23 protein-coding genes are annotated in these 23901 nt (G+C 57.7%); 12 read left to right on the top strand and 11 right to left on the bottom strand.

Annotation, left to right across the window (positions count from 1 at the left end; genetic code table 11):
* The first annotated feature begins 252 nt into the window (after window positions 1-252).
* On the top strand, window positions 253-642 hold the full coding sequence (locus K6N12_RS31005) for a hypothetical protein (RefSeq protein WP_222149127.1): 390 nt from the start codon (window positions 253-255) through the stop codon (window positions 640-642).
* On the opposite strand, the gene K6N12_RS31000 is transcribed toward K6N12_RS31005, so the two are convergent.
* Complete coding sequence (locus K6N12_RS31000) at window positions 629-1558, bottom strand: sugar ABC transporter substrate-binding protein (protein WP_222149126.1); 930 nt, start codon at window positions 1556-1558, stop codon at window positions 629-631. The genes K6N12_RS31005 and K6N12_RS31000 overlap by 14 nt on opposite strands.
* Window positions 1559-2312: 754 nt before the next feature.
* Window positions 2313-3368, bottom strand: coding sequence for an aldo/keto reductase (locus K6N12_RS30995; protein WP_222149125.1), 1056 nt, complete (start codon window positions 3366-3368; stop codon window positions 2313-2315).
* 270 nt (window positions 3369-3638) lie between these two features.
* Between K6N12_RS30995 and K6N12_RS30990 the strand changes: the two genes are divergently transcribed.
* The 5 genes from K6N12_RS30990 (at window position 3639) to K6N12_RS30970 (ending at window position 9349) form a co-directional block, all read left to right on the top strand.
* Entirely contained in the window at window positions 3639-4274 is a 636-nt protein-coding gene (locus K6N12_RS30990; protein ID WP_222149124.1) for a TetR/AcrR family transcriptional regulator, read from the top strand.
* A 276-nt stretch (window positions 4275-4550) separates the two neighbouring features.
* Complete coding sequence (locus K6N12_RS30985; protein ID WP_222149123.1) at window positions 4551-6452, top strand: branched-chain amino acid ABC transporter ATP-binding protein/permease; 1902 nt, start codon at window positions 4551-4553, stop codon at window positions 6450-6452.
* A 177-nt stretch (window positions 6453-6629) separates the two neighbouring features.
* Window positions 6630-7721, top strand: a complete 1092-nt coding sequence (locus K6N12_RS30980; RefSeq protein ID WP_222149122.1) for an ABC transporter substrate-binding protein — start codon at window positions 6630-6632, stop codon at window positions 7719-7721.
* Window positions 7722-7730: 9 nt separating this feature from the next.
* Complete coding sequence (locus K6N12_RS30975; protein WP_222149121.1) at window positions 7731-8453, top strand: ABC transporter ATP-binding protein; 723 nt, start codon at window positions 7731-7733, stop codon at window positions 8451-8453.
* An 8-nt stretch (window positions 8454-8461) separates the two neighbouring features.
* Entirely contained in the window at window positions 8462-9349 is an 888-nt protein-coding gene (locus tag K6N12_RS30970; protein ID WP_239621476.1) for a branched-chain amino acid ABC transporter permease, read from the top strand.
* A gap of 170 nt (window positions 9350-9519) precedes the next feature.
* On the opposite strand, the gene K6N12_RS30965 is transcribed toward K6N12_RS30970, so the two are convergent.
* The 4 genes from K6N12_RS30965 to K6N12_RS30950 form a co-directional block, all read right to left on the bottom strand.
* Complete coding sequence (locus K6N12_RS30965) at window positions 9520-10539, bottom strand: alpha/beta hydrolase (RefSeq protein WP_222149120.1); 1020 nt, start codon at window positions 10537-10539, stop codon at window positions 9520-9522.
* Between the two features lie 12 nt (window positions 10540-10551).
* The gene (locus tag K6N12_RS30960; protein WP_222149119.1) at window positions 10552-10695 is read right to left on the bottom strand and encodes a hypothetical protein; all 144 of its coding nucleotides are present in this window, start codon (window positions 10693-10695) and stop codon (window positions 10552-10554) included.
* A gap of 64 nt (window positions 10696-10759) precedes the next feature.
* The gene (locus tag K6N12_RS30955) at window positions 10760-11257 is read right to left on the bottom strand and encodes a nuclear transport factor 2 family protein (RefSeq protein WP_222149118.1); all 498 of its coding nucleotides are present in this window, start codon (window positions 11255-11257) and stop codon (window positions 10760-10762) included.
* Between the two features lie 69 nt (window positions 11258-11326).
* On the bottom strand, window positions 11327-12430 hold the full coding sequence (locus K6N12_RS30950) for an alkene reductase (protein ID WP_222149117.1): 1104 nt from the start codon (window positions 12428-12430) through the stop codon (window positions 11327-11329).
* A 101-nt stretch (window positions 12431-12531) separates the two neighbouring features.
* Here K6N12_RS30950 and K6N12_RS30945 point away from each other — a divergent pair, with 101 nt between their 5' ends.
* Window positions 12532-13488 carry a LysR family transcriptional regulator gene (locus K6N12_RS30945; protein ID WP_222149116.1) on the top strand — a complete coding sequence of 319 codons (957 nt, stop codon included), beginning with the start codon at window positions 12532-12534 and terminating at the stop codon, window positions 13486-13488.
* A 779-nt stretch (window positions 13489-14267) separates the two neighbouring features.
* Here the strand turns inward: K6N12_RS30945 and K6N12_RS30940 are convergent.
* Window positions 14268-14654, bottom strand: coding sequence for a nuclear transport factor 2 family protein (locus tag K6N12_RS30940; RefSeq protein WP_222149115.1), 387 nt, complete (start codon window positions 14652-14654; stop codon window positions 14268-14270).
* 311 nt (window positions 14655-14965) lie between these two features.
* Between K6N12_RS30940 and K6N12_RS30935 the strand changes: the two genes are divergently transcribed.
* Entirely contained in the window at window positions 14966-15409 is a 444-nt protein-coding gene (locus K6N12_RS30935) for an SRPBCC family protein (protein WP_221973866.1), read from the top strand.
* A gap of 4 nt (window positions 15410-15413) precedes the next feature.
* A complete protein-coding gene (locus K6N12_RS30930; RefSeq protein WP_222149114.1) occupies window positions 15414-16043 on the top strand; it encodes a flavin reductase family protein in 630 nt (209 codons plus the stop codon).
* 313 nt (window positions 16044-16356) lie between these two features.
* Here K6N12_RS30930 and K6N12_RS30925 read toward each other — a convergent pair whose 3' ends face one another.
* Together K6N12_RS30925 and K6N12_RS30920 are read right to left on the bottom strand one after the other, a co-directional pair.
* Window positions 16357-16812 carry a RidA family protein gene (locus K6N12_RS30925; protein WP_222149113.1) on the bottom strand — a complete coding sequence of 152 codons (456 nt, stop codon included), beginning with the start codon at window positions 16810-16812 and terminating at the stop codon, window positions 16357-16359.
* Window positions 16813-16960: 148 nt separating this feature from the next.
* Window positions 16961-17752, bottom strand: coding sequence for an SDR family NAD(P)-dependent oxidoreductase (locus K6N12_RS30920; protein ID WP_222149112.1), 792 nt, complete (start codon window positions 17750-17752; stop codon window positions 16961-16963).
* Window positions 17753-18074: 322 nt separating this feature from the next.
* Here K6N12_RS30920 and K6N12_RS30915 point away from each other — a divergent pair, with 322 nt between their 5' ends.
* The 3 genes from K6N12_RS30915 (at window position 18075) to K6N12_RS30905 (ending at window position 21694) form a co-directional block, all read left to right on the top strand.
* Window positions 18075-19601 (top strand): sugar ABC transporter ATP-binding protein, encoded by a 1527-nt coding sequence (locus K6N12_RS30915; protein ID WP_239621478.1) that lies wholly within the window; start codon window positions 18075-18077, stop codon window positions 19599-19601.
* Between the two features lie 97 nt (window positions 19602-19698).
* Window positions 19699-20682 (top strand): ABC transporter permease, encoded by a 984-nt coding sequence (locus K6N12_RS30910; RefSeq protein ID WP_222149111.1) that lies wholly within the window; start codon window positions 19699-19701, stop codon window positions 20680-20682.
* Between the two features lie 31 nt (window positions 20683-20713).
* Window positions 20714-21694, top strand: a complete 981-nt coding sequence (locus K6N12_RS30905; RefSeq protein WP_222149110.1) for a substrate-binding domain-containing protein — start codon at window positions 20714-20716, stop codon at window positions 21692-21694.
* A gap of 324 nt (window positions 21695-22018) precedes the next feature.
* Here the strand turns inward: K6N12_RS30905 and K6N12_RS30900 are convergent, their stop codons facing one another.
* Both K6N12_RS30900 and K6N12_RS30895 read right to left on the bottom strand, forming a co-directional pair.
* Window positions 22019-23296, bottom strand: a complete 1278-nt coding sequence (locus tag K6N12_RS30900; RefSeq protein WP_222149109.1) for a bifunctional 3,4-dihydroxy-2-butanone-4-phosphate synthase/GTP cyclohydrolase II — start codon at window positions 23294-23296, stop codon at window positions 22019-22021.
* A 19-nt stretch (window positions 23297-23315) separates the two neighbouring features.
* Entirely contained in the window at window positions 23316-23834 is a 519-nt protein-coding gene (locus K6N12_RS30895; RefSeq protein ID WP_222149108.1) for an NAD(P)H-dependent oxidoreductase, read from the bottom strand.
* Window positions 23835-23901: the final 67 nt, after the last annotated feature.

Below are 23901 nucleotides of genomic sequence, written 5' to 3'. Positions count from 1 at the left end.
TCCCGGCGCAACGGCGTCAGTCGGGCATTCTTATGAATGTTCATTCGCGGCGATCCTTCCGACTCGAGGTGTGATAGCTCCAGTCTCCTAAATCCGCTTTGAATGGACAACCTCCCGAAAGCTCACATCTAGATATACCTCGTGTAGTCGGAACTGACTTTCCCATCTCCAACAAAAGCAGCGATCGACCTCCGGTCGGCCTCATCGAGCGCGTCTGGAACGTAGATCGTGAAGGGAGTCCGCAGATGCGCTATGTCAGCGCTGCTTTCGAAACGCCTCTATGACGAAGCATCTAGGATGCGCTTCTGGCACGCCGGGGTGATTGCCCATAGCAGTTCGGCATCGGTTGACGCTGGCGTGACGACCGCCTCCCTGGCTTGTTCGAGGGGCATCGCGGATCGCAAACATTGCCAGCTTATCGAAGAAGCCGACAATTTCGGCTTCCACCGTCAAATTTCCTTCGAGAAGTATCAGCGTGCGGGTTTCTCTCATAACCTTGCATCGAATGTTGATGACCTCTTCAATCCGGACGGCGCGCGTGAACTGCATATCGAATTGAAGGATTTGTGGAACTTCGAGCGCCCGAGAAAAGGATGCGGACAAAGCCCGCATCCTCTTGGCGTTCGCCTCAGTTCTTGGTGACGAAGTCCTTGACGTTGGCAGGCGTCACGAGCTGGAAGGGAATGTAGACCTTCTTGTCGATCTTCTCGCCCTTGGCGAGCTTGAGCGCTGCATCAAGCGAGCCCTTGCCCTGGCCGGCGGCATCCTGGAACACCGTGACGTCGAGATCACCTGCCTGCATGGCGGCAAGCGCGTCCTGGGTGGCGTCGACGCCGCCGACGACAACCTTGCTTATATCCTTGCCGGCTGCCTTCAGCGCCTGGATGGCGCCGATCGCCATTTCGTCGTTGTTGGAGATCACGGCGTCGAATTCGATGCCGCTGGAGAGCCAGTTGGTCATCAGGTCGGCGCCCTGGGTACGATCCCAGTTCGCCGTCTGCTCTTCGACGATCTCCAGACCCTTGCATTCATCCGTCTTGATGACGTCATGAACGTCCTGGGTCCGCATGCGCGCAGCCTGGTTGGAGAGCTCGCCCATGATGACGACGGCCTTGCCCTTGCCGCCGAGAATGCGGCAGATTTCCTTGGTTTCCAGCGTGCCGGATTCCTGTTCGTTGGAAGCGACGAAGGCCTGCTTCTCCGGCAGCGTGTCGACGTTGACCGGCTGACGGTTGACGTAAACCAGCGGAATGCCGGCATCGGCCGCGAGCTTCGACATTGCCGTGGTCGCATCGGTATCGACAGGGTTGACGATGATCGCATCGACCTTGGAGGCGATGAAATTCTGGATCTGGCTCTGCTGCTTGGAAACGTCGTTCTGTGCGTCTTCGACCTGCAGCGTCACACCGCTGAGTGTCTTTGCATAATCGGTCATGCCGTTGCGCAGAACCGTCAGGAAATTGTCGTCGAATTTCGCCATCGAGACGCCGACGGTTTCTGCGTGAGCGGCCGTCGACATGACGAGCGCCATCGCAGTGCCCAGGATAAACTTCTTCATTTTACTTCCTCCACAAAGCGGTGCCCGGCTGCACCCTCCTCACGCCGGGTTTCCAGCACACTGGCGAAAAACAATTATCAGGGCCGCCAGACAAAGGCCGAACATCACCATAAGACATCAAGACAATCTCGATGCTGACGACTAGCCCCTCCTTCGCCGCTACGTTGTCTCGCGCGAACCCCAAATTTTTTGGTGCCGAATTTGATGATTTAAATCCGCAGTCTTCAACAGCGCCAATGTCGAGCGTCTTTCACCGAAGACACCACAACGATGCAAAGCTGACACACGCCATTTGTCCAATCTCTCCGTCAGCTTTCGCGTGATCGCGGCAAGCTTCTATCTATTTCGTTTTGCGGTCCATTCATCGTTGCTTGTAGACCCTCTCATTCTTGAAAGAATCGTCGCCCTAAATGAGAGAACCCCATCAGTCCCCCGACATTTTCAGGAATTCGAACCCGATTGGCAGGAAGATTAACAGTCCACCGGCGGCAAATGCTTGGTAAGCCGTCGCGTACCCTCCCCGGTCCACCGACGACAGCCATTCATACGCCAGCCGGCAAGCCCCTAATGTTTTCTGCCGGCGTCCATGCGCCGCAATGGACGAGTATGCGGAAGGTCAAGGACGGACTGACTGTACGAGTCGCAGAGTCTAGGATTTATGGGGATAGTCCATACGTATATGGCGCTGCATACTTCCGAGGGCGCGATCCCACACTCCGCCGCGAGGCTAAGTGCGGGACCTGTTAATAGCACCTTAGGCCACTTGGCGCATTGGCGCATTTTCGGGAATAATCCCGGCGGCCTTCAGATCCGTCCACAGTTCAGCCGGGATAGCGGTTCCCGACGACGCGAGGTTTTGCTTGACCTCTGCAACGTTCTGCGCGCCGAGCACGACCGTCGCAACGGCGGGGTGCATCAAGACGAACTCGATTGCTACGGAGCTCAAGGGCACCCGATATTTCTCGCAGATTTCCTCGATGGTTCTGACTTTGCGCACGACCTCATCAGGCACGGAACCATAGTCGTAGGTCGCCCCCGCGCCCTTGACGCCCGTCGCGAGAATGCCGGAATTGAAAACACCGCCCGCGATAACCGAAACGTTGCGCTGCTGAAGCTCGGCGAAATCACCAGCAAGTGGACCCTGGTTCAACAGTGTGTAGCGACCCGCAATGAGCGCGCAGTCGATGTTGAACTCCCGTGCCACAGTTACCACGGCCTCCGTTTCGTTAACGCCGAGGCCGAGCGCGGATACCGCACCGCCGTTGCGAAGTTCATCGAGCGCCTTGTAACCGCTTTCCCTTATCTGTTTCCAGTAAACATCAGCCTCATCGCCATGCCACGCCCGGCCGAGATCGTGAACGAGGAGCACGTCGATATAGTCCAGGGCCAACCGGACCTGGCTGTCCTCGAACGACCGCATGATACCGTCGTAGGTGTAGTCGTAAGTGTCCAGGAAAGGTAGGGGATCGACCCACTCGATTCCGTAGACGGTATCGAGTTTCTTGACCCTGCTGGCGGCCTTCATGACGCGTCCGACCTTCGTGCTGACGACCACGTCGTTGCGAATGCCGAGTTCCCGCAATGCATGGCCGAGGTAATATTCGGCTTTACCGAATCCATACATTGGCGCGCAGTCAAAATATCGCACGCCACCGTCATAGGCGGCTTTGATGACGGCCTCGAAATCCGCATAGGATGCCTTGGCCTTGAACCCAGCCAACGGCACGGTGCCGAAGCCTACCGACGTTACTGCGACTTTTGACTTTCCCAGTTGCCGGGTCGGATATTTGCCTTCTGAATTACCGGTCACTCTCGAAACCTCCCTGTTAGTCAAGCTTGATTGATATGGGCGAACGCCACGCCGAGCGTGCTTAGGCGGACGCCGCCATCCAGCCGCCTGCAGATTGTCAGATTCACTGCTAATCTACTGTAGCGATCGATACACTTATTGGAAATGTTCGGTGCGGGCAAGGTCACACGAGCGATAAAATCCAACCAAACGGGAACTCTTTAAAGATCGATACAGATGGATTATGTACGTTATTAAAAGCACGGTTCGTGAGAGCATTCGGAGAATTCGATGATCCCCCAGCATCAGAGCAAAGGGAAGCCAAGGACGTTTGACCGCGAGGCGGTCCTGAAGAAGGCACTCGGGGTGTTCTGGAAGCGTGGCTACGAGCCTGCATCGATTGCCGAACTGTGCGAGGCAATGGAAATCAACCCACCAAGCGTTTACGCAGCCTTTGGCAACAAGGCCCAGCTTTTCATGGAAGCTGTCAATCACTATGAAAACGTCTACTGGAACGACGCGTGGGAACGGCTGGAAGATGAACCGGATGTCCGAAAGGCAATGGCGGGCTTCTTTCGGGACGCCGCCGTCATTCTAACGTCCCAAGACGCCCCTTGCGGCTGTATGGTCGTCCTCGGAGCCGCCAACGTTTCCAAGGATTCGCAAGACGTCAACGATGCGCTCAAAGCATTGCGCGAAGAAGGGAAGGAATGCTTCCTCGTTCGCCTCAAAAGGGGCGTCGCCGATGGCGAGTTTTCCGAGGGGACCGATGTCGACACACTGGCGTCGACCCTCAACACGATGTTCCACGGTATGTCGATCCAAGCCCGGGACGGTGTATCTCATGAAGAGCTGGAGCGCGTGGCCGCAGTCGCTATGACCCTAATTCCGCCGGCACCCGTCCCTCCAAAGCGACACAGCGCTTAAACAGCTAGAACCCCCTCAACATTTTTTACCCGGCCTGTGCTCGATGTTCCCTTGCGTCGGGCCCAGGAGGAGCGGTCGTGCGAAATGCCCGCATCGCGCGTGTTTCCTTTACGATCGTGGATTCTGATCGTCGAGATTGCATCATTGTCAGATTGTCTGTTAAAAATGCAATAGCCATCAAAAAATGGTTGACGGTCTGTATCACTCGCTATTAACGTCTATAGCAACCACTACAGAAAAATAGAACTCGCCGAAAAAGGTAGAGGGGAATTTAGCATGCAACAAGTGAAGGCAGGCGGGCTCCCCGCCGTGTCAACGAACCTTGACGCCCCTAAGGCTAGCTTGTGGGGTGAACGCAGGTTCCGCAAAGCCGCCGGATCTGCGCTTCTTCTGTGCGTCGTCCTGCTTCTGGTATCCCTGCCATTCGCCCTGATCGGTCCGTCGGTCGAGCGCCTCGTAATCCTCGTGCTGATCAATGTCGCGGCTGTTGTCGGGTTGAACATCTACACAGGAAACTCGGGCATTCTGACGGTCGGCCACGTCGGTTTCTTCGCGGTCGGCGCATATACAACGGCCCTTCTCACCACACCGCCGGAAATCAAGGCTGATTCACTACGGCACCTTCCCGCGTTCCTCGCCAACTCAAATATGGGGCTAGGTGAATCTCTTCTGACCGTAGCCGTTATTTCCTTGGTTTTCGGTGTTGTGACGGGGTTGCCACTCTCGCGACTGCGGGAGACATCGGCGATCGTTTCGACATTCGGGCTGCTGGTGATCGTCAATTTCGTGCTCAAGGGTGCAACGAACATCACCAACGGGACGAAGGGCATCTATGGAGTGCCCGAACTCGTCAATCTGCCTACGGCTTACATTTTCGTGTTTGCCACGATCGCTGTTGCCTTCGCCTACAAGGTTTCCCGGTTGGGTTTGCAGCTCCGCGCCTTTCAAGACAACGAGGTGGCGGCGACGTCGAGCGCCATCAATCCGAATCGCAGACTGTTGGAAGCGTGGGCACTCAGTGCCGTGGTGCTGGGTCTCTGCGGCGCGCTGTTCGCCCATGTAATCGGCGCGTTCCAGCCCCATGACTTTTACCTCACGCTTACATTCGAGCTTATCGCAATGCTGGTCGTCGGCGGCAAGCGGTCAATATCCGGCGCGGTTATCGGCACCCTTCTCATCACCGCCCTGGTCGAGATCGTTAAACCCATCGAAAGCGGCGGCGGCATTGCCGGTATCAGCTTTCCGCCGATTTGGGGCCTTACCCAAATCCTGCTCAGCTTGATGATCCTCGTTGTGATGTATAAAGCCCCGGCCGGAATCATGGGGAGTCGAGAGCTGTCCCTCTCCATGTTCAAACGTCCCAGGCTGTCCGAGTCGACCGTCGACGTTGCGTCCCTTCCTGCGGTGGAAAGCCGTTCGGAAAGACCCGCTGCCACGCTCGAAACGAATGCCATCGGAATCGATTTCGGCGGTGTCCGCGCACTGAACGATGTGTCGATCAAGGTCGAAACGGGGAAGATCGTTGGCCTCATCGGGCCGAATGGCGCGGGCAAGACGACGCTCATCAACAATCTGACCGGTGTCCACCAGCCGACCCGCGGACAGGTCATTCTGGACGGGCAGGAAATAGTCGGATGGCCCTCGAGCCGGATCGCCCGTGCTGGCCTCGGCAGAACCTTTCAGAACATCCGCCTCTTCAGCGAAATGACCGTTCTGGAAAACGTGGTATCGGCCGCGCTCGCGCGCGGCCACCTAGCGACGGGGGTGGAAAGCTACGCCTTGTCCCTCCTCGAGCACTTCGATCTGGCAAAGCTCGCCGACACGAAATCCTCCGCCCTGCCCTACGGTGCACAACGCAGACTGGAGATCACGCGCGCGCTGGCTCTGGAGCCGCGTTTCCTTCTCCTCGACGAGCCCGCGGCCGGAATGAACCCGAAAGAGACCGCCGGCCTGATCGAGGCAATTCTGTCCATCCGCGAGAAATTCGCGCTCGGCATCCTTATCGTGGAGCATGATTTGCATCTGATCATGCGCCTCTGCGACGAGGTCTACGTCCTCAACAAGGGCGAGATGATCGCTTCGGGTTCGGCCGAGAAGGTCCAGAACGACCCGAATGTGATCGAAGCATATCTTGGCAGCCAGGAGGTACGCGCCGCCAGGAGAAAGAAAAGGCCCTGAGGGAGTTCCCGCAGGCCGAATGGATCACGAACAACCAAAAAGGGGTTTCAAATGACTGGGTCAGATCACAGGATTGCTTCGCACGTCAGCCGCAGAACCGTCCTCGCCACAATGCTCGGCGGTGTCGCCGCAGTCGGCATTGCCGGCGTTTCGCCTGCGTTCGCCGCGGACAAGACAGTGCGCGTCGGCTTCTCGTTGGCACACACGGGCTGGGCTGCCGCTTACGACGTCGGTTATGCCCTCGGCCTTCGCATGGCCTTCGACGAGGCGAACGCCAAGGGCGGCGCTGGCGGCAAGTACAAGATCGAAGTCACCGAAGGAACGGATACCGCGTCGAGCTCCGTGGAGGCGATCAAGTCGGTCGACGGTCTGCTTGAAAAGGGTGTCGACGTGCTCTTCACGAGCTGTGACGCAACCAGTTCCGTCGCGGCGGGCCGGTCCGGCCAGAAGAAAGGCGTGTTGATGTTCGCTGGAACATCCACCCAGGTCGACGTCCCCGCGAAAGTCGGCGACTGGATGTATCTGGCCAACTTCAGTGACAACGTCAGTGGCGGCTCCACGGGCGTCTTCGCAGCAAAGGACCTCGGCATCAAGACCGCCTATCTTCTCAAGTCGTCGGATAACACATACACGGAATACGTCCCGGAATACTTCGCCAAAACGTTCGAACAGTACGGCGGCAAGGTCGTCGGCAAAGGAAACTTCACTTTCGAACAAGCCGATTTCGGGGGTATCATCGCCGAGATCAAGGCGCTCCCCGCGGAGCCCGACGCAATCATGACCGCAGCGTTCGAACCGGACCTGCCGGCTTTCCTGCGCCAGGCGAGAGCGGCCGGGATCAAGTCACGCATCGTGGGTGCCGACGGCATCGACTCCCCGTCGTTCTACGCTCTCGGCGATCTGGTCGAGAATACGATCGTCCTCTCCAACCGCATGCCGGTCGAAGGCAGCAAATACCAGGAAATCGCCAGCGTCTTCGGCAAGTCGCATCCTGACCAGGTGGATAACTCGGCCTGGATCGTGGGCTATGACGCCGGACTGGTCCTTATCGAAGCGATCAAGAACGCCGACGCGACGGATTCCGCATCGATCCGCGCCGCCCTGGACAAGATCAAGGACTTCGACGTTCCCAACGGCAAGGTCTCCTACACGGGCTTCGAGCGCCGTCCCATGGTGCCGATCTCGTTCCTCGAGATCAAAAGCGGCAAGGGCGTCTTCATGAAGGCCGCCACGATCGACGCTGCCGATATCCCTGCTCCGATTATGTAAGGTTACGTCATGCTCCGCGTTGAAAATCTGGTCGTTCGATATGGACCGATCGAAGCCGTCAAGGGGATCAGCTTCGAAGTGGGCCAGGGCGAGATCGTATCTCTCCTGGGTCCCAACGGTGCCGGCAAAACATCCACTCTTGCCGCACTGATGAAGCTGATCGTACCGCAATCGGGTACGATCACCTTGGCCGGTGAAGACATATCGGGAGTGGGAGCTGCCCAGATTGTTCGGCGGGGCATGACCCTTTCTCCGGAAGGGAGGCGCGTTTTTCCGAGATTGAGCGTTGAGAAAAACCTCCTTTTAGGCGGCATGGTCCTCAAGGACTGGCGCAACCCAGAGGTCCTGAACCGGATGTACGCCCGGTTCCCGATCCTTCATGAGCGTCGCAACCAACTTGCGGGAACCCTTTCGGGTGGAGAGCAGCAGATGCTCGCCATCGCGAGAGCGTTGATGTCTTCTCCCAAGGTCCTTCTTCTCGATGAACCTTCTCTTGGAATCGCGCCGAAGATCGTGGCCGAAAACTTCGATCTTATCTGCGAATTGCGGGACGAGGGATTCACGATCTTGCTCGTGGAGCAGAACGTCTTCCAATCCCTCTCGATCTCCGACCGGGCATACGTGCTCGAGAGCGGACGTATCGTGGCGAGTGGGGATTCGGATGACATCCTTAAAAGCGATCTCGTCCGGCACTCATACCTCGGGGTCGCCGACCCGATCGAAGCGGCATAGGTGCGACCATGGAAATCTTCATTCAATATCTCATCAACGCCCTAAGCCTCGGCGGTGTCTACGCGCTGATCGCCCTTGGACTGGCAATCGTATTCAGTATCTTTGGCTTCATCAACTTCGCCCACGGGGAGCTTCTCACGCTCTTCGGCTATGCGTTGTTCTATTCGCTGGGTGCGGGCATACCGTTTCCGTTGGCGGTAATCCTCTCGCTGATCGCTTGCATGGTCGCCGCGGTCGCAATGGAACGTATCGCGTTTCGGCCGTTGCGCGGGGCTAACCCCATGACGCTTCTGGTCACGAGCTTCGCTATATCCGGAGCTCTCCAGGTGATTTTCCAGGTCGCGTTTGGCGCGCTGCCCAAGCCCCTTAACATGCCCGGCTTCCTGACGGGCGCTTTCAATGTGGGCGGCGTTTACATCGGCGCTGCGCAGTTGATCTCAATCTTCACCGTTGCGCTTCTGGCCATCGCCCTCAACCTTTTCCTGAACCGCACGCGGTTCGGTCTATCGCTTGTTGCATCGGCCCAGGACTTCGACGTAGCGAGATTGATGGGCATCAAGGTGAACACGGTCTACGCCATAGCCTTCGCGCTGTCCGGCTTGCTCGCTGGCGTCGCCGCCCTGCTGTGGGTTTCAATGCGCGGGTCGGTAACCCCGGATATGGGCTTCACGCCGCTGGTAAAGGCATTCGTCGCAACGATCGTCGGCGGTATGGGCAGTTTGACGGGCGCGGTAGCAGGAGGGTTTTTCCTTGGAGTCATGGAAGTCGCGCTACAAATCGTCCTTCCGTCTGATTACCTGGTTTTCCGGGATCCCCTCATCCTTTCGATCCTGATTGGGTTCCTGCTTTTCCGTCCTCGTGGCCTCCTTCCTGCAGCAGCGATGCCTGTAAAGTGAGGATAGGAGGCGTGTTTTCTGGCGCGTATTTTTCAATCATAGGAGAACGGAAAGCACGCGGCTGGTTATGCTCATACATCTCTCGCCGACGCGCTTCCTCCAGCGCGTCGGTATTTTTTATCATGAACTCTCGAGCCTTTGCCATGAGCTGCGGGTTACATGCCTTTGATTTATTCGCCCAGGTTGGTCTTCAGTTCTTGCGATGCCTGCGCGATCGCGCTGCGGGGTGCCGGCAGATGGCTGAACGCGTTCGACAGCCCAAAATCGTGAATCATGCCGTTGTAGCGCACGGACTTCACATGCACACCCGCAGCGTCGAGCTTGCGGGCATAAGCCTCGGCTTCATCGCGCAGGACGTCGAATTCGGCGGTCTGGATCAGCGTCGGCGGCAAGCCCTTGAGCTGCTCGGTCGCCGCCTGCAGCGGCGAAGCGTAGATCTGCTTGCGTGCCTCGACATCGGTCGTGTAATGGTCCCAGAACCACACCATCAAGTCCTTCGTCAGGAAGTAGCCGTTGGCGAACTCCTTGTACGATGGCGTGTCGAAGTTTGCATCCGTCACCGGACACAGCAACACTTGCGAACGCAGTTCAGGCGCGCCCTTTTCGCTCGCCATCAAGGCAACCACGGCGGCCATGTTGCCGCCTGCGCTGTTTCCAGCTACGGCGAGGCGCTTGCCGTCAACCTTGATCTCGTTGCCATGCTCGGCCACCCATTTCGTGGCGGCATAGCCTTGTTCGATGGCGACGCCGTATCCCGCCTCAGGCGACAGGGTGTAGTTGACGAAGACCGCCACCGCACCCGAGCCTGTCACCAGGTCACGCACCAGCCGTTCGTGGGTCGGGAAGTCGCCCAGCACCCAGCCGCCGCCGTGGAAGTACATGAACGCAGGCAAGGTCTTCTGTTTGCTGCCGGCTGGACGAACGATCGTCAGCTTCAGGTCGCTGCCATTGACGCGGATGGTCTTCTCGCTGACGTCAGCCGCCGGCAAGGCCACATTGGGGGCAGCCTGGGCACCCGCCAGCGCGGCGCGGGCCTCGACAGGCGTCATGGTGTCGAGCGTCTTGCCGCCCTCAAGAGATTGCAAGAATTTTGCTATGTTGTGTTCGACGCCCGGCCGGTCGGCTGCAGAAGCGTTACCAACCGCCAGGGCCAGAGCGGACAGGGCGACCGCGGAGGTGAGGGTTTTCATGATATTTTCTTTTCAGTGAGTGAGTGTAAAGCAGAAGCCTGAGGCGTCGGTGTCGACGCGGGCGCGTGTGGCGGTGCCGATGTCCTCGATGTGGACAAAGCCGAGTTTGATGCGCGGCACGGTGGCGCGCACCACGATCCAGGGCACCATTCCCACTGGACTAGGTCAACCGGCAGGCCGACTCAGTCTTGGGTCTCGGATGAGTTGTGCAGATGGCTGGTTAACGCGCCACGTGCGTGTGGAAAATCTTGCTGACCACCGTCCACTGGCCATCCACCTTCAGCAGATGGAAGAAATCGGTGAACGAGATGCCCGACATGTCATTGGCGTCGATGCGGGCGCCAGCCGCCGTACCGACAATCTCGATGCGGGTTATCGCGGCCGTCGCGTCGGGAGACGGGCGGAAATCCTTGTCGACCCCCTCGAACAGGATCGGAATCGCGCCGCCGGTGAGCTTGCCATCCGGGCCAACGCTGTACATCGTTGCCTGGGGGTGGAAAGCGGACTTCATAATGCTGCTCTTGGCCTGCTTGCAGCCTTCGATGTACTTGTTCAGCACTTCGGAGATGGCTTGGTAATCCTGCACGTATGTTGGTTTGCTCATGGTTTTTCCTTGGTTAGCTGTTGGGCGGATTGGCGAGTCTGCGGCTTGGGCGGTTGTGAACATGCCAACAGCGACTGCCGCAATAATCAAAGTCTTGATGAAAGTCGTCTTCACTCGATCACTCCTAAGGAGTCGCCATGACTCTTCGATTCCACATCGATACCGTTTCGGTGATCAACCTGCTCAGCCCGCCAGCACAGGCCAGTCGGTGTAGCCCTTGGCACCGTTGCCGTAATAGGTTTCACGGGGGGCCACAGCCAGTTCAGCACCCTCTTTCAAGCGACGGACCAAATCGGGATTGGCAATGAATGGACGGCCGAAGGCGACGGCATCGACCTTGCCCTCCGCGCGGCGATTCACCGCGAGGTTGAGGTCGTAGTTGTTGTTGCCGATGTAGGGGCCCTTGAACCGTGCGCGCAATGCGTCGAGGTCCACGCCGTCGGGCACGGAGCGCGAGGTGGCCGTGGCACCCTCGACAAAGTGCATATACGCCAAATGGAAGCGGTTCAACTGCTCGATCAAATGGCCATATGTCTGCATGACTTGGCTGTCCAGCGGCGTGTTGCCAGCGTCCGGCGTCACGGGAGAAAGTCGGATGCCGACGCGGTTGTGACCCCAGACCTCGACCACCGCCGCAGTGACTTCCAACGTGAGCCGGCAGCGATTCTCGATATTGCCGCCGTATTCGTCGTCACGCTGGTTGGTCGAATCGCGCAGGAACTGGTCCAGCAAATAGCTATTGGCGGAATGCACTTCCACGCCATCGAAACCGGCGCGTTGTGCGCATTCCGCAGCATGCCGGTATTGCTGGATGATGCCGGAAATCTCGGACGTTTCCAATGCACGCGGCATCGAGACATCCAACATCCCCTTTTCGGTATAGGTCTGCCCTTCTGCCCGAATCGCGGAGGGTGCCACCGGGGCTGCACCGTCCGGCTGCAGGTCCACATGCGAGAAACGGCCCACATGCCACAGCTGGCACACGATCAGGCCACCGGCTGCGTGCACCGCATCGGTCACGTTTTTCCAGCCTGCTACCTGTTCCTCCGTCCAGATGCCCGGCGTCAACGCATAGCCACGCCCCTGCGCGGAGATGTTGGTCGCCTCGCTGATGATCAAGCCCGCGCTCGCGCGCTGTGCGTAGTAGCGGGCGTGCATTTCATTAGGCACGCCATCTGTCCCCATGCGACTACGTGTGAGCGGAGCCATGACGATGCGGTTTGCGAGCCTCAGCGCACCGATTTGTATTGGCGAAAAAAGATCGCTGAAAGAACTGCTGAGCGTCATTTTTTAATCCCTGCGGCAACCAAGTTTCATGATGAATTTGTGTTGCCCGCAGTATAGAGATCGGTGACAATGACGTATATAGTCACAAACAGGCATACAGTATGAACAAGAAGATCATAATCCAGGCGGCGCATGCCGGCCGTGCGGGAGTGCCCGCCTCGCTACCGGTGCATCTTCCGGGGCTTCTGACGTTCGAGGCGGCGGCCCGGCATTTGAACTTTGCCCGGGCGGCAGCAGAATTGGGCGTCACGCCGACCGCGGTGTCGCGCACCATCAAAGCCATGGAAGCGCAATTGAATGTCCGACTATTCAACCGCACCACGCGCAGCGTCAGCCTGACCGAGGCGGGTTCGTCACTGAATTCAAAAATGGCACCCGCGCTCGCACTGATCAGAGACTCCTTGTCAGAAGCTTTGCTGGCAACCGATCAGCCGTCTGGCACCGTGCGCGTCAATTCTTCATACGTCGCATACCGCATGTTGATCGAACCCCACATAGATGCCTTTCTGGCGAGTTTTCCGTTGATCCATGTCGAGATATCGTTGGACAACGTGCTCGGCGACATCGTCAATGCCGGCTTTGACGTCGGCATTCGGATGGGCAAGCGAGTGCAGAACGACATGGTGGCCATTCAGCTGGGACCGGTACAGAAAAGAATTGTGGTAGCCGCCCCAGACTATTTTCAAAATCGAAAGGAACCCAAGACCATTGATGATCTGCTGGACCACAACTGCATTCGGCAACGCTATTCCGTGGGAGGCCGGTGGTTTGAATGGAAGTTCGGTTCGGAGGGTCAAATCATTCAAATCGACGTGCAGGGGCGTCTTTTATTTGACGAAATGAGGTCTGTCGTGGACGCGGCTGTACAGGGGCAAGGCATCGGTTTCGTATTCGAGCAGTTTGCGAAACAGGAGCTGACCAGCGGCCAATTGCGGCACATTCTCAAGCAGCACAGCGGGATGGACGATGCGTTTCATCTGTATTATCCACACCGCAAACATATGCCGGGAAAGCTTCGCGCGTTCGTTGATTTCATGCTGGATGCTAGCGCAGGATAACCTTACTGATTATTGGTGCGGTGGATTCAAACCTGAAGCGCAACACCTGGATTTCAATGAACGAGGGCGACGTGCTGGGAACTGCTGATGAGAATTTCACGGTAGACAGCCAGCGGAGATCGTACGCCGAGACCCTTTCGGTCGGTCGTTGATCATATCGGCAATGGCACCGAACTGTGCTTGGCTGCAGCCCGAGAGATTTGTGCTCCTGGGTAGATACTGACGCACCAAACCATTCAAGTTCTCGTATAAGCCCCGCCGCCATCAGCTGTAAGGATCGCAGAAGTACACGGCGATGCCCGCGCTCGCTGCGCTTCTTGAGCAGCGCCATCTCGCGCCCCTGGTCGGAGGTCGTGCTCAGGCGCAGCGGCCCTGCGATACCCAGGAGCTTGTCTGTGAAGGGCCTGCAGCACGTTTTTGGCAGCGGTGGCGGGCCATATCTGTCGATCGGCGCGGAGAATGTTCACCCCTCTTCGACGTCCAATCTTGGGTGCCGATTGACAGCTGGGTTTTTCATGACTCGGTCTCCGGCCCCAGCACCGCTCGGTGGTTGGCCCTACCGCAAGTGTCCACGAGAGTTTCGATGACGCTTTCCAAGATAGCCTGCGCAGAGATCAAGCTAGAGTACCGACGGGAGCGAGGTGTTAAGGTAGCGCTGTGCCACACTGCGCTACCTTAACGCGGAGCGCCGACCCTGGGGCAGAACCATCGAGAGGAGAGCCTCGACTCGAATCCGGGGCCGGCGTCCGATACGTGGTGACGGGCTTCCGCGAGAGGAATCAGCCCTCGTACATGTGGTAGACCTTCGCGATGATCTGCCACTTGCCGTCCATTTTGATTAGCGTGTGGAGGTCGGTGTAGTCAGCGCCAATAGCGTCCTTTTCCATGTCGACGCGAACAACGGCGGTCGTCGGCGTGATGCCGAGGATATCGAGACGCACCTTGATTTCCGGAGCCATGCCGTTTTCGTCGACGAAGTCGTACAGGTTCTTAATGGGACCGCCCAGCAGCTTTCCATTGGTGAAGCCGTACATCACGGCGTCCTTGTTGAAGGCCTTTGCGACGTCGCCGGATTTGCCGACTCGCAGACCGTCAACGTAGTGCTGAACAGTCGCGATGATCTCTTCGTAGTCCGACGTCGGGATGGTCTTGATATTCTTGGTCATAGAATTTCTCCGGTGGATTGACGGGTGTTCCCGCGAACGAAATCGCTCGCACGAAGCGAACCTCGTGCGCCTGGTCGTCCATCTGTAGTGGTCGCTACAGATGGTAATCTGAACAATTTAGCGGTAGTAGTCAAGCCGAATTTGAGCTTGAGCGGCATGGGTCTGACGGGGTCGGAAGCCGCAGCGCAGTTTCTGAAAATGTACCCTTGACCATCTGTAGCAAAGATTACACAAAGTGTCTGTAGGGATCACTACTAATCATTGGCGGCTTGCTGGCCGTCACGCTCGCAGTGTTATCGGGAGGTTCAAAAATGCCATCGGTCGAATTCAACGACGTAATCGACAGCGACGCCGATCATGCATGGAACGTGCTTAAAAAATTCGGTGAGATTTCCAAGTGGCATTCCGACATCGCGGAGAGCCGGATCGACAACGAACTGCCGGACGGCATGGTTGGGTGCGTTCGCAAACTCATCCTCGGCGACGGCGGCGTAATCGTAGAACGCCTGCTCGCCACGGACGATGTGAGACGCAGTCTGACGTATCGTTTCGAGGAGGCTCCCTTGCCGCTCGACAACTACACCCTCACGGTCGCGGTCACGCCGCTGACCCGGGAGCGCGGTTCCTTCATACGTTGGTCTGCAACGTTCGACCTCAGGGAGCCCGATCCGGAGGGCAAGTACGAGAAGCTGATGCAGGGACTTATCATCGGCGGCAGCGATAGCCTGCAGGCCTACTTGCGTCAGTCACGCTGACATCATGACGCTTGCTGGTCATACTTCCGGAGCGGTACCGCGAGAGGGCTGGCTGTCAGCAGGCTCGCACATCGCTCCGGTCGAGCTTGAAAAGGCCGTCCGGTTGATAAATCACGGCCCTACCGTTCTCGTATCCGCACGCAGCGGAGGCGTTGACGATGTAATGGCCGCCGCTTGGGCGTGCCCCCTCGACTTTTCACCGCCGAAATTGACGGTGGTTCTGGATGCTAAGACGGCGACAAGGGAATTGATCGACAAGAGCGGGCAATTCGTCGTTCAGGTGCCAACGGCTCGCCAAGCAGCACTTACATTCGCGCTTGGAAGCAATTCCCTGAAGACGACCCCGGACAAACTCGCCCGGTCGGGCGTGGAACTGCTCCGGATGGACGGTTTTGACTTGCCGTTCGTATCGGGCTGTTCCGCCTGGCTTGCTTGTAAGGTGATACCCGTCAAGGGTATTCAAGATTGGTTCGATCTCTTCCTAGCCGAAGTCGTCGGCGCGTGGGCCGATCGCCGGATATTTCGAGACGGGCACTGGCAGTTCGAAAATGCCGACCCGGAATGGCGAAGCCTGCACTATGTTGCAGGCGGTCATTTTTATGCGGTCGGCGACGCCGTGGACGTTTCGGTCTAGGGCGGTACCTCGCGCGGTGACGCGAGCATTGATTTCCCCGCGGAGTACTATCACAGCTCCGCACCTTCAGGCCCGGCTTACACCGGGCCTTTTTTTCTCCAATCACCGGCCGTCGAAGGCTTTGGAGTTGTGGGATATAACGTGCTGCACCAACGCCGCTGCACTCCGAGGAGTTACTTCCTGAACATCGACTATTCCGAGCTCAACCGCGTCGACCGCTGCGAGATGCGACCGTCTGAAGGGCGGACATCAGGGCGCTTCCGATAACGATCGGATCCATCGACAGCTGAGGTCGGGCCCCATGGAATCGCTATCATTCCACAAGCTCAAAAATCGCTTCGATCTCGACGCTGATGCCGAAGGGCAGGCTGCCCATGCCGACGGCCGACCGGGCGTGCTTCACGCCGAAGACAGACTCGAACAGGTCGGAGCAACCATTGATGACTTTCGAATGCTCCTCGAAATCCGGCGTGGCATTGACCATGCCTAGAATCTTGACCACTCGTTTGACCCGATCGAGATTTCCAACCTCTTCCTTGAGAATGGAGAGGAGGTGCAGGCCTACGTATCGAGCATGCTCGGCACCCTGTTCGGTCGTGAGATCGCGCCCAACCTTGCCCTTCGGGATCTCGCCCTCGGGGGTGACCGGGACCGTTCCCGAGCAGTAGACATAGCTTCCCGAGCGAACGGCGTTGGCATAGTTGGCGGCGGGTGCCTTGACGATGGGCAACTCAAGTTTGAGTTCGGCAATGCGGTTTGAGATCGACATCAGTTAGCCTTCCATTTGCTGGTTCGTCACGTTTCTAAGCATCTGTCCAATCGATGGCCCGCATAGCGAATATCGATGTCATCGATAATTGATGGCGTGAGGAGGCAGGCGGCATTCACTGTCTGGCTCCTGCTTTCCGAACTTTGCGTTAAATGTCCCTGCCAAGCGACGGGGCGTCAAACCAGTTTGTCAGCGAAGCGCCTCCATCCACCACCAACGACGCCCCCGTCACGTAGCCCGATAGCCTGTCGGACAGCACGACCAAAGCAGTTGGCACGAGGTCGTCGCTACTACCGATCCGGCCAAGCGGAATGAAGCGGACCATAGAGGGGTCGGCGACGAAACCGCCCGCACCGATGATACCGGGCACTAGGGCGTTCACCCTTATCTGAAACTGACCGAGGGTCTTTGCAAGTTCCTTGACCAACATGGCGAGTGCAGCTTTCGAGGTGCTGTAGTGCGGCAGGTTGCGAGGGGTGCCGGCATGGAGCGACGTGAGAAACAGAAACGATCCGGGACGCCCGGCACGTATCAATGGTTTGGCCAGTTCCCGGGAAAGGTGGAAACCGGCGTCGACATTGACCGAGCGCATGGTTTCCCAGGTTTCGTCCGTCACGGCGAGCGAATGATCGCTCTCTTTCCTCGGCGGGGCGGCGCTGTGAACGAAGTGGGTTGTCACTCCGATTTCCTTTGCAGCGAAAGACAGGAGAGCGTCGCATCGCTCCCGCTTGGACAGATCGCCGACCCATGGCACGGCGAGTTCAGGGCGGGGAGCGCCCGCAAGAGCTGCCTCAACGCGCTCGGCACTTACATCCGCGAAAAGAGTTCTGACACCTTCTCCTGTCAGTGCCTGGGCGATCGATCGACCGATGCCGTTGCCGGCTCCCGTCACAAGCGCCCGGTGGTTTGCGTCATCGAATGGTTTGTCGAAAATGCCCATGCATTTTGGTTCCGTATCTCGTCCACCCAACAATCAGATCGTTGGATTTTGGGAGGGGATGGCTCACGCCGTCATAGCCTCCGCAACTTGGTCTGATTGTCTGATAAGATACAAGGGACAAAAAAGCCACCATTTCATCAACGGAATCGCCATTCTCGTGAGTTATTCGCGTTATTAGAGGCATTCCTGATCCATCTTTGCCCGCTGCACAACCAGAAAAAGTATTTCCCCGCGTATTGACTCAAACTGATTTTCAGACAATCTGACAGAAGCGGCAGGTTTGAGTGGAGGACTTGGAGCCCGACGCCGCTGTAGGAGGATCATGATAATGCCTGTGAACGTTTCGGGAGTTTCCGGCCAAGGGTCGACGGCTCAACCACTGATCAGCGCTGCCGGAATAGCAAAGTCCTTCAACGGAGTCCCTGCGCTCAAACACGGGAAACTTGAGGTACGCCCCGGTAGCGTCCACGCCCTGTGCGGCGGGAACGGCGCGGGGAAGTCCACCTTCCTGAACATTCTTATGGGTGCCCTTGCGCGCGATGGCGGGGAAATATTCGTCAAGGGCCACCGTGTCGAGTTCCACACACCTTCGGAGGCCATGGCAAAGGGTGTCGTGATGATCTCGCAGGAATTAAACCCGGTTCCCGCCATGACCGTGGCCGAAAACCTCTTCCTGGGGCATGAACCGAGGAAGCTCAGAGTATTCGTGGACCACAAGACGATGCAAAGAGACGCACGACGGCTCCTATCGGACCTGGAGTTCGACGTCCCGGCGAACGCGAGGATGGATGAACTCACGCTGGCCCAGACCCAACTGGTGGAGATCGCGAAGGCCCTCAGCCGCGACGCAGATATCATCATCATGGACGAACCGACATCCGCTATCGGCGAGCACGAAGCGCACATTCTCTTCAAGGCGATCCGCCGCCTTCAGACGAAGGGTAGGGGCATAATCTATGTCTCCCACAAACTCACCGAGATTTTCGAGATCGCGGACGAATACACGATCTTCCGGGATGGAGAGTTTATCGAAACTGGGCGAATAGCCGATATCGATCGCAGACATCTGGTGACGCAGATCGTTGGCCGCGAAGTCGAGACGGAGCGCAATTTCGACACCCGGATTACCGAGAAAAAGGTGCTTGAAGTTCGAAACTTGAGCGAGCCGGGAACATTCGACAACATTTCGCTTGATGTTCGCGCCGGCGAAATCGTGGGGATCTACGGTCTTTTGGGATCGGGCCGCACCGAGTTTCTCGAAGCGGTCTACGGCGTTCGCAAGCCAAGCAGCGGTGAGGTCAAATTAGACGGTAAAGCCGTCCGTCCCGGTAACCCCAGAGCATCCATCGAAGCCGGGATGACAATGATTCCGGAGGATCGGAAGATGACCGGCCTCGTTCTCCAAGCTTCGATCGCTCACAACATCACCCTTTCCATCATCCGGAAACTCAGTCGGTTTTTCTGGATTAGGCGACGTAGCGAAATCAGTATCGTCGACGCCATGATCGCCTCCCAACGCGTCAAATGCGCTTCTCCCAACCTCACGGTCGAGAGCCTTAGTGGAGGTAACCAGCAGAAAGTCATCATTGCCCGGTGCCTTACCAGCGATCCGAAGCTTCTCATATGCGATGAGCCGACAAGAGGCATCGACGAAGGCGCTAAGCAGGAAATATATCGTTTTCTGCGCGAGTTTGCGTCACGGGGCAACGCGGTACTGATGGTATCCTCGGAAGCACCCGAAGTGCTCCACGTGAGCGATAGGATAGCGATCTTCCGTCGGGGCAAGCTCTCGCACACCCTCGATGCATCCGTTGCGACGCAAAAGAACATAATGGACCTCGCAGCCTAAGCGACGGTCTCCAAACCATAACCTTCGTGAACCACCACACAGCAGCTCAGCGATCGCTTTGAGCGGCGATCCAATGTGCCCGTCGAAAGGAAATGCAATGTCCAACGAAGCGATTTTGGAGACGCGCGGAAAGAGCCACAATCCGACAGTTCATCTGAAGACTGCCCTTCAGACGTTCGGAATAGGCATCGTCTTTCTGCTGCTGTGCGTGTTCTTCTCGGTGTCCAACGAGTTCTTCCTGACCTGGAACAACCTGTCCAACGTTCTCAGGCAGTCCTCCATTAACGGGATACTCGCCGTCGGAGTAACCTTTGTCGTCCTGACGGGCGGCATAGATCTATCGGTCGGCTCAGTGATGGCCCTGGCTGGGGCGGTCGCGGGCAGCCTTCTGACCCTCGCCTCTCCCTATCCCTTGCCGATCGGCTTGGTGACCGGATTTCTGGTGGGAGGAGCTTGCGGCCTGCTGAGCGGGTCACTGGTCGCGTACCTGCGCCTCCCGTCATTCGTTGCGACCCTCGGCATGCTCAGCATGGCCCGCGGTCTCACCCTCATCTATACGGACGGACGTCCTATTCCCAATCTGATGCCGTCCTTCAAATGGATCGGGGGCGGAAGTGTCGCGGGCGTTCCCGTTCCAGCACTTATCCTTTTCGCAGTCTTCGCTTTGGCCTGGATATGCCTGAAGCACACGCCATTCGGCCGGTATGTCCATGCAGTCGGCGGGAACGAGCGCGCGGCGCGCGCGAGTGGCGTTTCCACCAATGTCATTAAATCGGCAGCGTACGTCGTCTCCGGCGTTCTGGCCGGGCTGGCCGGATTGCTCCTGACTGCCAGGACGACGGCCGCCCTGCCCCAGGCCGGCGTAGGCTACGAACTTGACGCCATAGCCGCCGTCGTAATCGGCGGAACCAGCCTTGCGGGCGGCCGCGGCACCCTCGTGGGGTCGCTGTTCGGGGCGTTGATCATAGGCACACTGAATAACGGAATGGACCTGCTGGGAATTTCTTCGAACTACCAGCAGTTTCTCAAGGGAGCGATCATCATTTTGGCGGTCGTCGTCGATCGGTCCCGCAAGGCGTAAGCCAGCTCAACAACGGAGGAGTATTTTGAGCATGTTACAGAAACTGACATTTGCCGCGGTCGTCACTGCCCTGGCCGCATCGCCGGCGATCGGGAAAGACAAGCAGTTCGTCATCGGTGTCAATTCTTTCGGCGAGTCGGCCGAATACGCGCACACACTCACGGAAGAAATCCAGCAGCACCCCTGGGTGCTCAACGGCAAGGTCAAGATCGTCGTATTCGACGGAAAGTTCGATCCACTTGTGCAATCGAATGCGATGGACACAATGATCACCCAGAAGTTTGATGCAATCATCATGGAATCGTTTGACCGCGAAGCGTCGTCCGCGCCGATCGAGAAGGCCATTGACGCAGGCATTCCGGTCATCGGTTCGGCGCTCGAATCAAGTTCCGACAAGATTACCTCCCAAATCATCGTAGACGATCCGCTGGGCGGCAAAATGATCGGGGACTTTCTTGCCGAGCGGCTCAAAGGCAAGGGCAACATCGTAGTGCTGGAAGGGCCGATTGGCCAGTCGGCGCAGATATCACGTAGGAAGGGAATCGACGCATCCCTGGCCGCGCATCCGGGGTTGAAGCTTATTGCTTCCAAGTCCGGAAATTGGAGCCGCGCCGAGGGCCAGGCCGTCATGGAGAACTGGCTGTCCGCATATTCGGGTCAGATTAACGGCGTACTTTCCGAGAACGACGAAATGGCCCTCGGTGCGATTGAGGCGATCAAGAGCGCTGGTCTTAGTCCGGCGGATGTTCCTGTCATCGGTATCGACGGTATTCCCGATGGAAAGCGGGCGATCGCCGACGGAGAGATGTACATGTCCCTCTACAAGTACGCGAAAGCCGAGGGACAGGGTGCATTGGATCTCGCTCTGCGACAGCTCGTCGGCGAGAGCTACGAGCCCCAATCGGAAATCTGGAAAACCCTTAACATCGACTGGGCTGGTGGAACGAGCAAGCACTACACGGTGCCTTGGCTTACGCTTAACAAGGAAAACATCGCCCAGTACCAGAACTAAATGAGAAATCGGGGCGGCGTCGCAGCCGCCTCGACCGATCTGGCGTCAGACGACCGCAAAAAATGAGCAGGACCAGGTGGCTGAACGGCCGCGCGCCGTTGCCAAATATAGGCGTCCTGTTCGCACCTTGACGGTCGGATGTGGATGATCACTGATTGACGCCGCCACTACGTTCCAACTGGAACGATGCCGACAGAGAATTCCTTCCTGGTCGTGAGAACCTCCATTGTAGTCTCGATGGAGAAACTCCCTTCGCTCGTCCATAGAGAGGCGATCACAGATTAGCGATGACAGTAAACGTCGCGGCAGAACAGCGGTTACGCTCTATCCGAGGGGGCCGGCCGATATTTTGGAACTCCATACCGAGACGACATTGTCTGTCTCCTGGCCCGGCGCTTGCTCTTTCTCAAAGAAGTGGCCGAACCGGTCACGTTTTGCGCGAAGATAGGATATGTTCGTCGCGTTGGCAGCCGCGATAAGACTTTGGCGGGATGTCACCGCCACGCCAGCGGCACGCAACGCTTCCAGTTTTCCGGGGTTGTTTGTCAAAAGCTTCACGCTTTGGATGCCCAGATCCGCAAGGATATCCGCGGCTGCGCCGAACTGCCGAGCATCCGAAGGGAAGCCCAACGCGTGATTTGCGTCAAGAGTATCCAATCCAGCATCCTGCAGTCCATACGCGGCGATTTTGTTACCTAAACCGATGCCACGACCTTCCTGACCACGAAGGTAGACGATGCATCCTACTCCCGCCTGCCGGATGGCTCGCATCGACATCTCGAGTTGCTCGCCGCAGTCGCAACGCAGAGACCGGAAGACCTCCCCGGTGAGGCATTCAGAATGGACACGCGTCGGAATGTCATGCCCGCCGGAAACATCTCCGTAAGTCAGTGCAATGTGTTCTAAGCCAGAGACCTCGTCGCGGTAGGTGATGGCGGAAAACTCGGCAAACCGCGTGGGCATCTTGGAGCTGGAGTAACGCTTGACCGCCGGCTCGACCGCCCTGCAGTGTTCGATGAGCGCTTCGATCGTCACGATATGCAGGCCGTGCAAAGCGGCGAATTCCATCAACTCCGGAAGGCGCGACATACTACCGTCATCGTTGGCAATCTCGCAGATAACGCCAGTTGGCGACAAGCCGGCAAGGCGCGAAAAATCGATCGCGGCCTCCGTGTGACCCGGCCTGCCCAACACTCCGCGCGGATTTGCGCGAAGGGGGAAGATGTGGCCAGGGCGTGAAAGTTCGGAAGGCTTGGTGTTGCCGTCAACGAGGGCGCGAATCGTAGCCGCACGGTCCTTGGCGGAAATCCCGGTAGTGGTTCCGATATTGTAGTCCACCGATACGGTGAAGGCCGTCTGCAAGGAATCGGAATTTCGGATGACCATTAGCGGTACATCCAGCTCGTCCAGCCTTTCGCCAGGCAGCGGTACGCAAATCAGGCCGCGCGCATGCCTCATCATGAAGGCAACGTGCTCGGGCGTGATTTTGTCCGCGGCAACGAGAATATCGCCCTCGTTCTCCCGATTTTCATCGTCCACGACGACGATCATCTCACCATTCGCGATCGCTTCGATGGCTTGGCTTATGGTTGAAAAGGGCATGTTCTTCTCCCTGACGAGCCTACGCAACCAAGTCCGTCCGGACTTGTTGAACTACCTGGTGAACGACCGCTTTCAAACCGGAGCTCGGCAATCCGGCTTCGAAGTCCCGATCAAGGGCGTAGATGAAACGAGCTGGCATCCGGGCTTCGAAGAACCCGAAGAGCGAACGCATGTGAGCCTCGACGTGTTCACCGTGGGCGGGAGCTTTCCCGGTGGCAAATGCGATCACCGGCTTGGAAGCAAGAGCCTTGGCATCCACCAAGTCGAACAGGTGTTTGAGCATTCCCGTGTACGACGCCTTATAGACGGGAGAACCGACCACGAGCATATCCGCTTGTTCGATTGCCGATAGCAGGGCCTCGACTTCACCGGGTGCCTCACTACGCCATACTGTGCCGCCCAACCCCGGCAGAGCGTCGATCAGGTCGAAGCAATGCCCGCTTGAACCACCCTCCGACAATTGATCCAGCAAGTACTCGCAAAGCGAGCGGGTCTTGGAAGGCCGCGTGAGGTTTCCGGTAACACCTACGATTTTCACCGAACTCTAACTCCACCGTGTGTACCACACACATTAGCAGACAATCCGACAATCTGCAATACTAAGT

Origin of the sequence: Rhizobium redzepovicii, from assembly GCF_019793435.1 — a bacterium.
GTDB classification, from domain to species: Bacteria; Pseudomonadota; Alphaproteobacteria; order Rhizobiales; family Rhizobiaceae; genus Rhizobium; species Rhizobium redzepovicii.
The sequence above is the reverse complement of the archived record's forward strand: the minus strand, read 5'-3'. Positions and strand labels throughout refer to the sequence as shown.

Coding starts and splice junctions, on each gene's coding strand:
- K6N12_RS31005 (WP_222149127.1), top strand. CDS start 253: ATGTCAGCGCTGCTTTCGAAACGCCTCTATGACGAAGCATCTAGGATG.
- K6N12_RS31000 (WP_222149126.1), bottom strand. CDS start 1,558: ATGAAGAAGTTTATCCTGGGCACTGCGATGGCGCTCGTCATGTCGACG.
- K6N12_RS30990 (WP_222149124.1), top strand. CDS start 3,639: ATGATCCCCCAGCATCAGAGCAAAGGGAAGCCAAGGACGTTTGACCGC.
- K6N12_RS30985 (WP_222149123.1), top strand. CDS start 4,551: ATGCAACAAGTGAAGGCAGGCGGGCTCCCCGCCGTGTCAACGAACCTT.
- K6N12_RS30975 (WP_222149121.1), top strand. CDS start 7,731: ATGCTCCGCGTTGAAAATCTGGTCGTTCGATATGGACCGATCGAAGCC.
- K6N12_RS30970 (WP_239621476.1), top strand. CDS start 8,462: ATGGAAATCTTCATTCAATATCTCATCAACGCCCTAAGCCTCGGCGGT.
- K6N12_RS30965 (WP_222149120.1), bottom strand. CDS start 10,539: ATGAAAACCCTCACCTCCGCGGTCGCCCTGTCCGCTCTGGCCCTGGCG.
- K6N12_RS30950 (WP_222149117.1), bottom strand. CDS start 12,430: ATGACGCTCAGCAGTTCTTTCAGCGATCTTTTTTCGCCAATACAAATC.
- K6N12_RS30945 (WP_222149116.1), top strand. CDS start 12,532: ATGAACAAGAAGATCATAATCCAGGCGGCGCATGCCGGCCGTGCGGGA.
- K6N12_RS30940 (WP_222149115.1), bottom strand. CDS start 14,654: ATGACCAAGAATATCAAGACCATCCCGACGTCGGACTACGAAGAGATC.
- K6N12_RS30935 (WP_221973866.1), top strand. CDS start 14,966: ATGCCATCGGTCGAATTCAACGACGTAATCGACAGCGACGCCGATCAT.
- K6N12_RS30930 (WP_222149114.1), top strand. CDS start 15,414: ATGACGCTTGCTGGTCATACTTCCGGAGCGGTACCGCGAGAGGGCTGG.
- K6N12_RS30925 (WP_222149113.1), bottom strand. CDS start 16,812: ATGTCGATCTCAAACCGCATTGCCGAACTCAAACTTGAGTTGCCCATC.
- K6N12_RS30920 (WP_222149112.1), bottom strand. CDS start 17,752: ATGGGCATTTTCGACAAACCATTCGATGACGCAAACCACCGGGCGCTT.
- K6N12_RS30915 (WP_239621478.1), top strand. CDS start 18,075: ATGATAATGCCTGTGAACGTTTCGGGAGTTTCCGGCCAAGGGTCGACG.
- K6N12_RS30910 (WP_222149111.1), top strand. CDS start 19,699: ATGTCCAACGAAGCGATTTTGGAGACGCGCGGAAAGAGCCACAATCCG.
- K6N12_RS30905 (WP_222149110.1), top strand. CDS start 20,714: ATGTTACAGAAACTGACATTTGCCGCGGTCGTCACTGCCCTGGCCGCA.
- K6N12_RS30900 (WP_222149109.1), bottom strand. CDS start 23,296: ATGCCCTTTTCAACCATAAGCCAAGCCATCGAAGCGATCGCGAATGGT.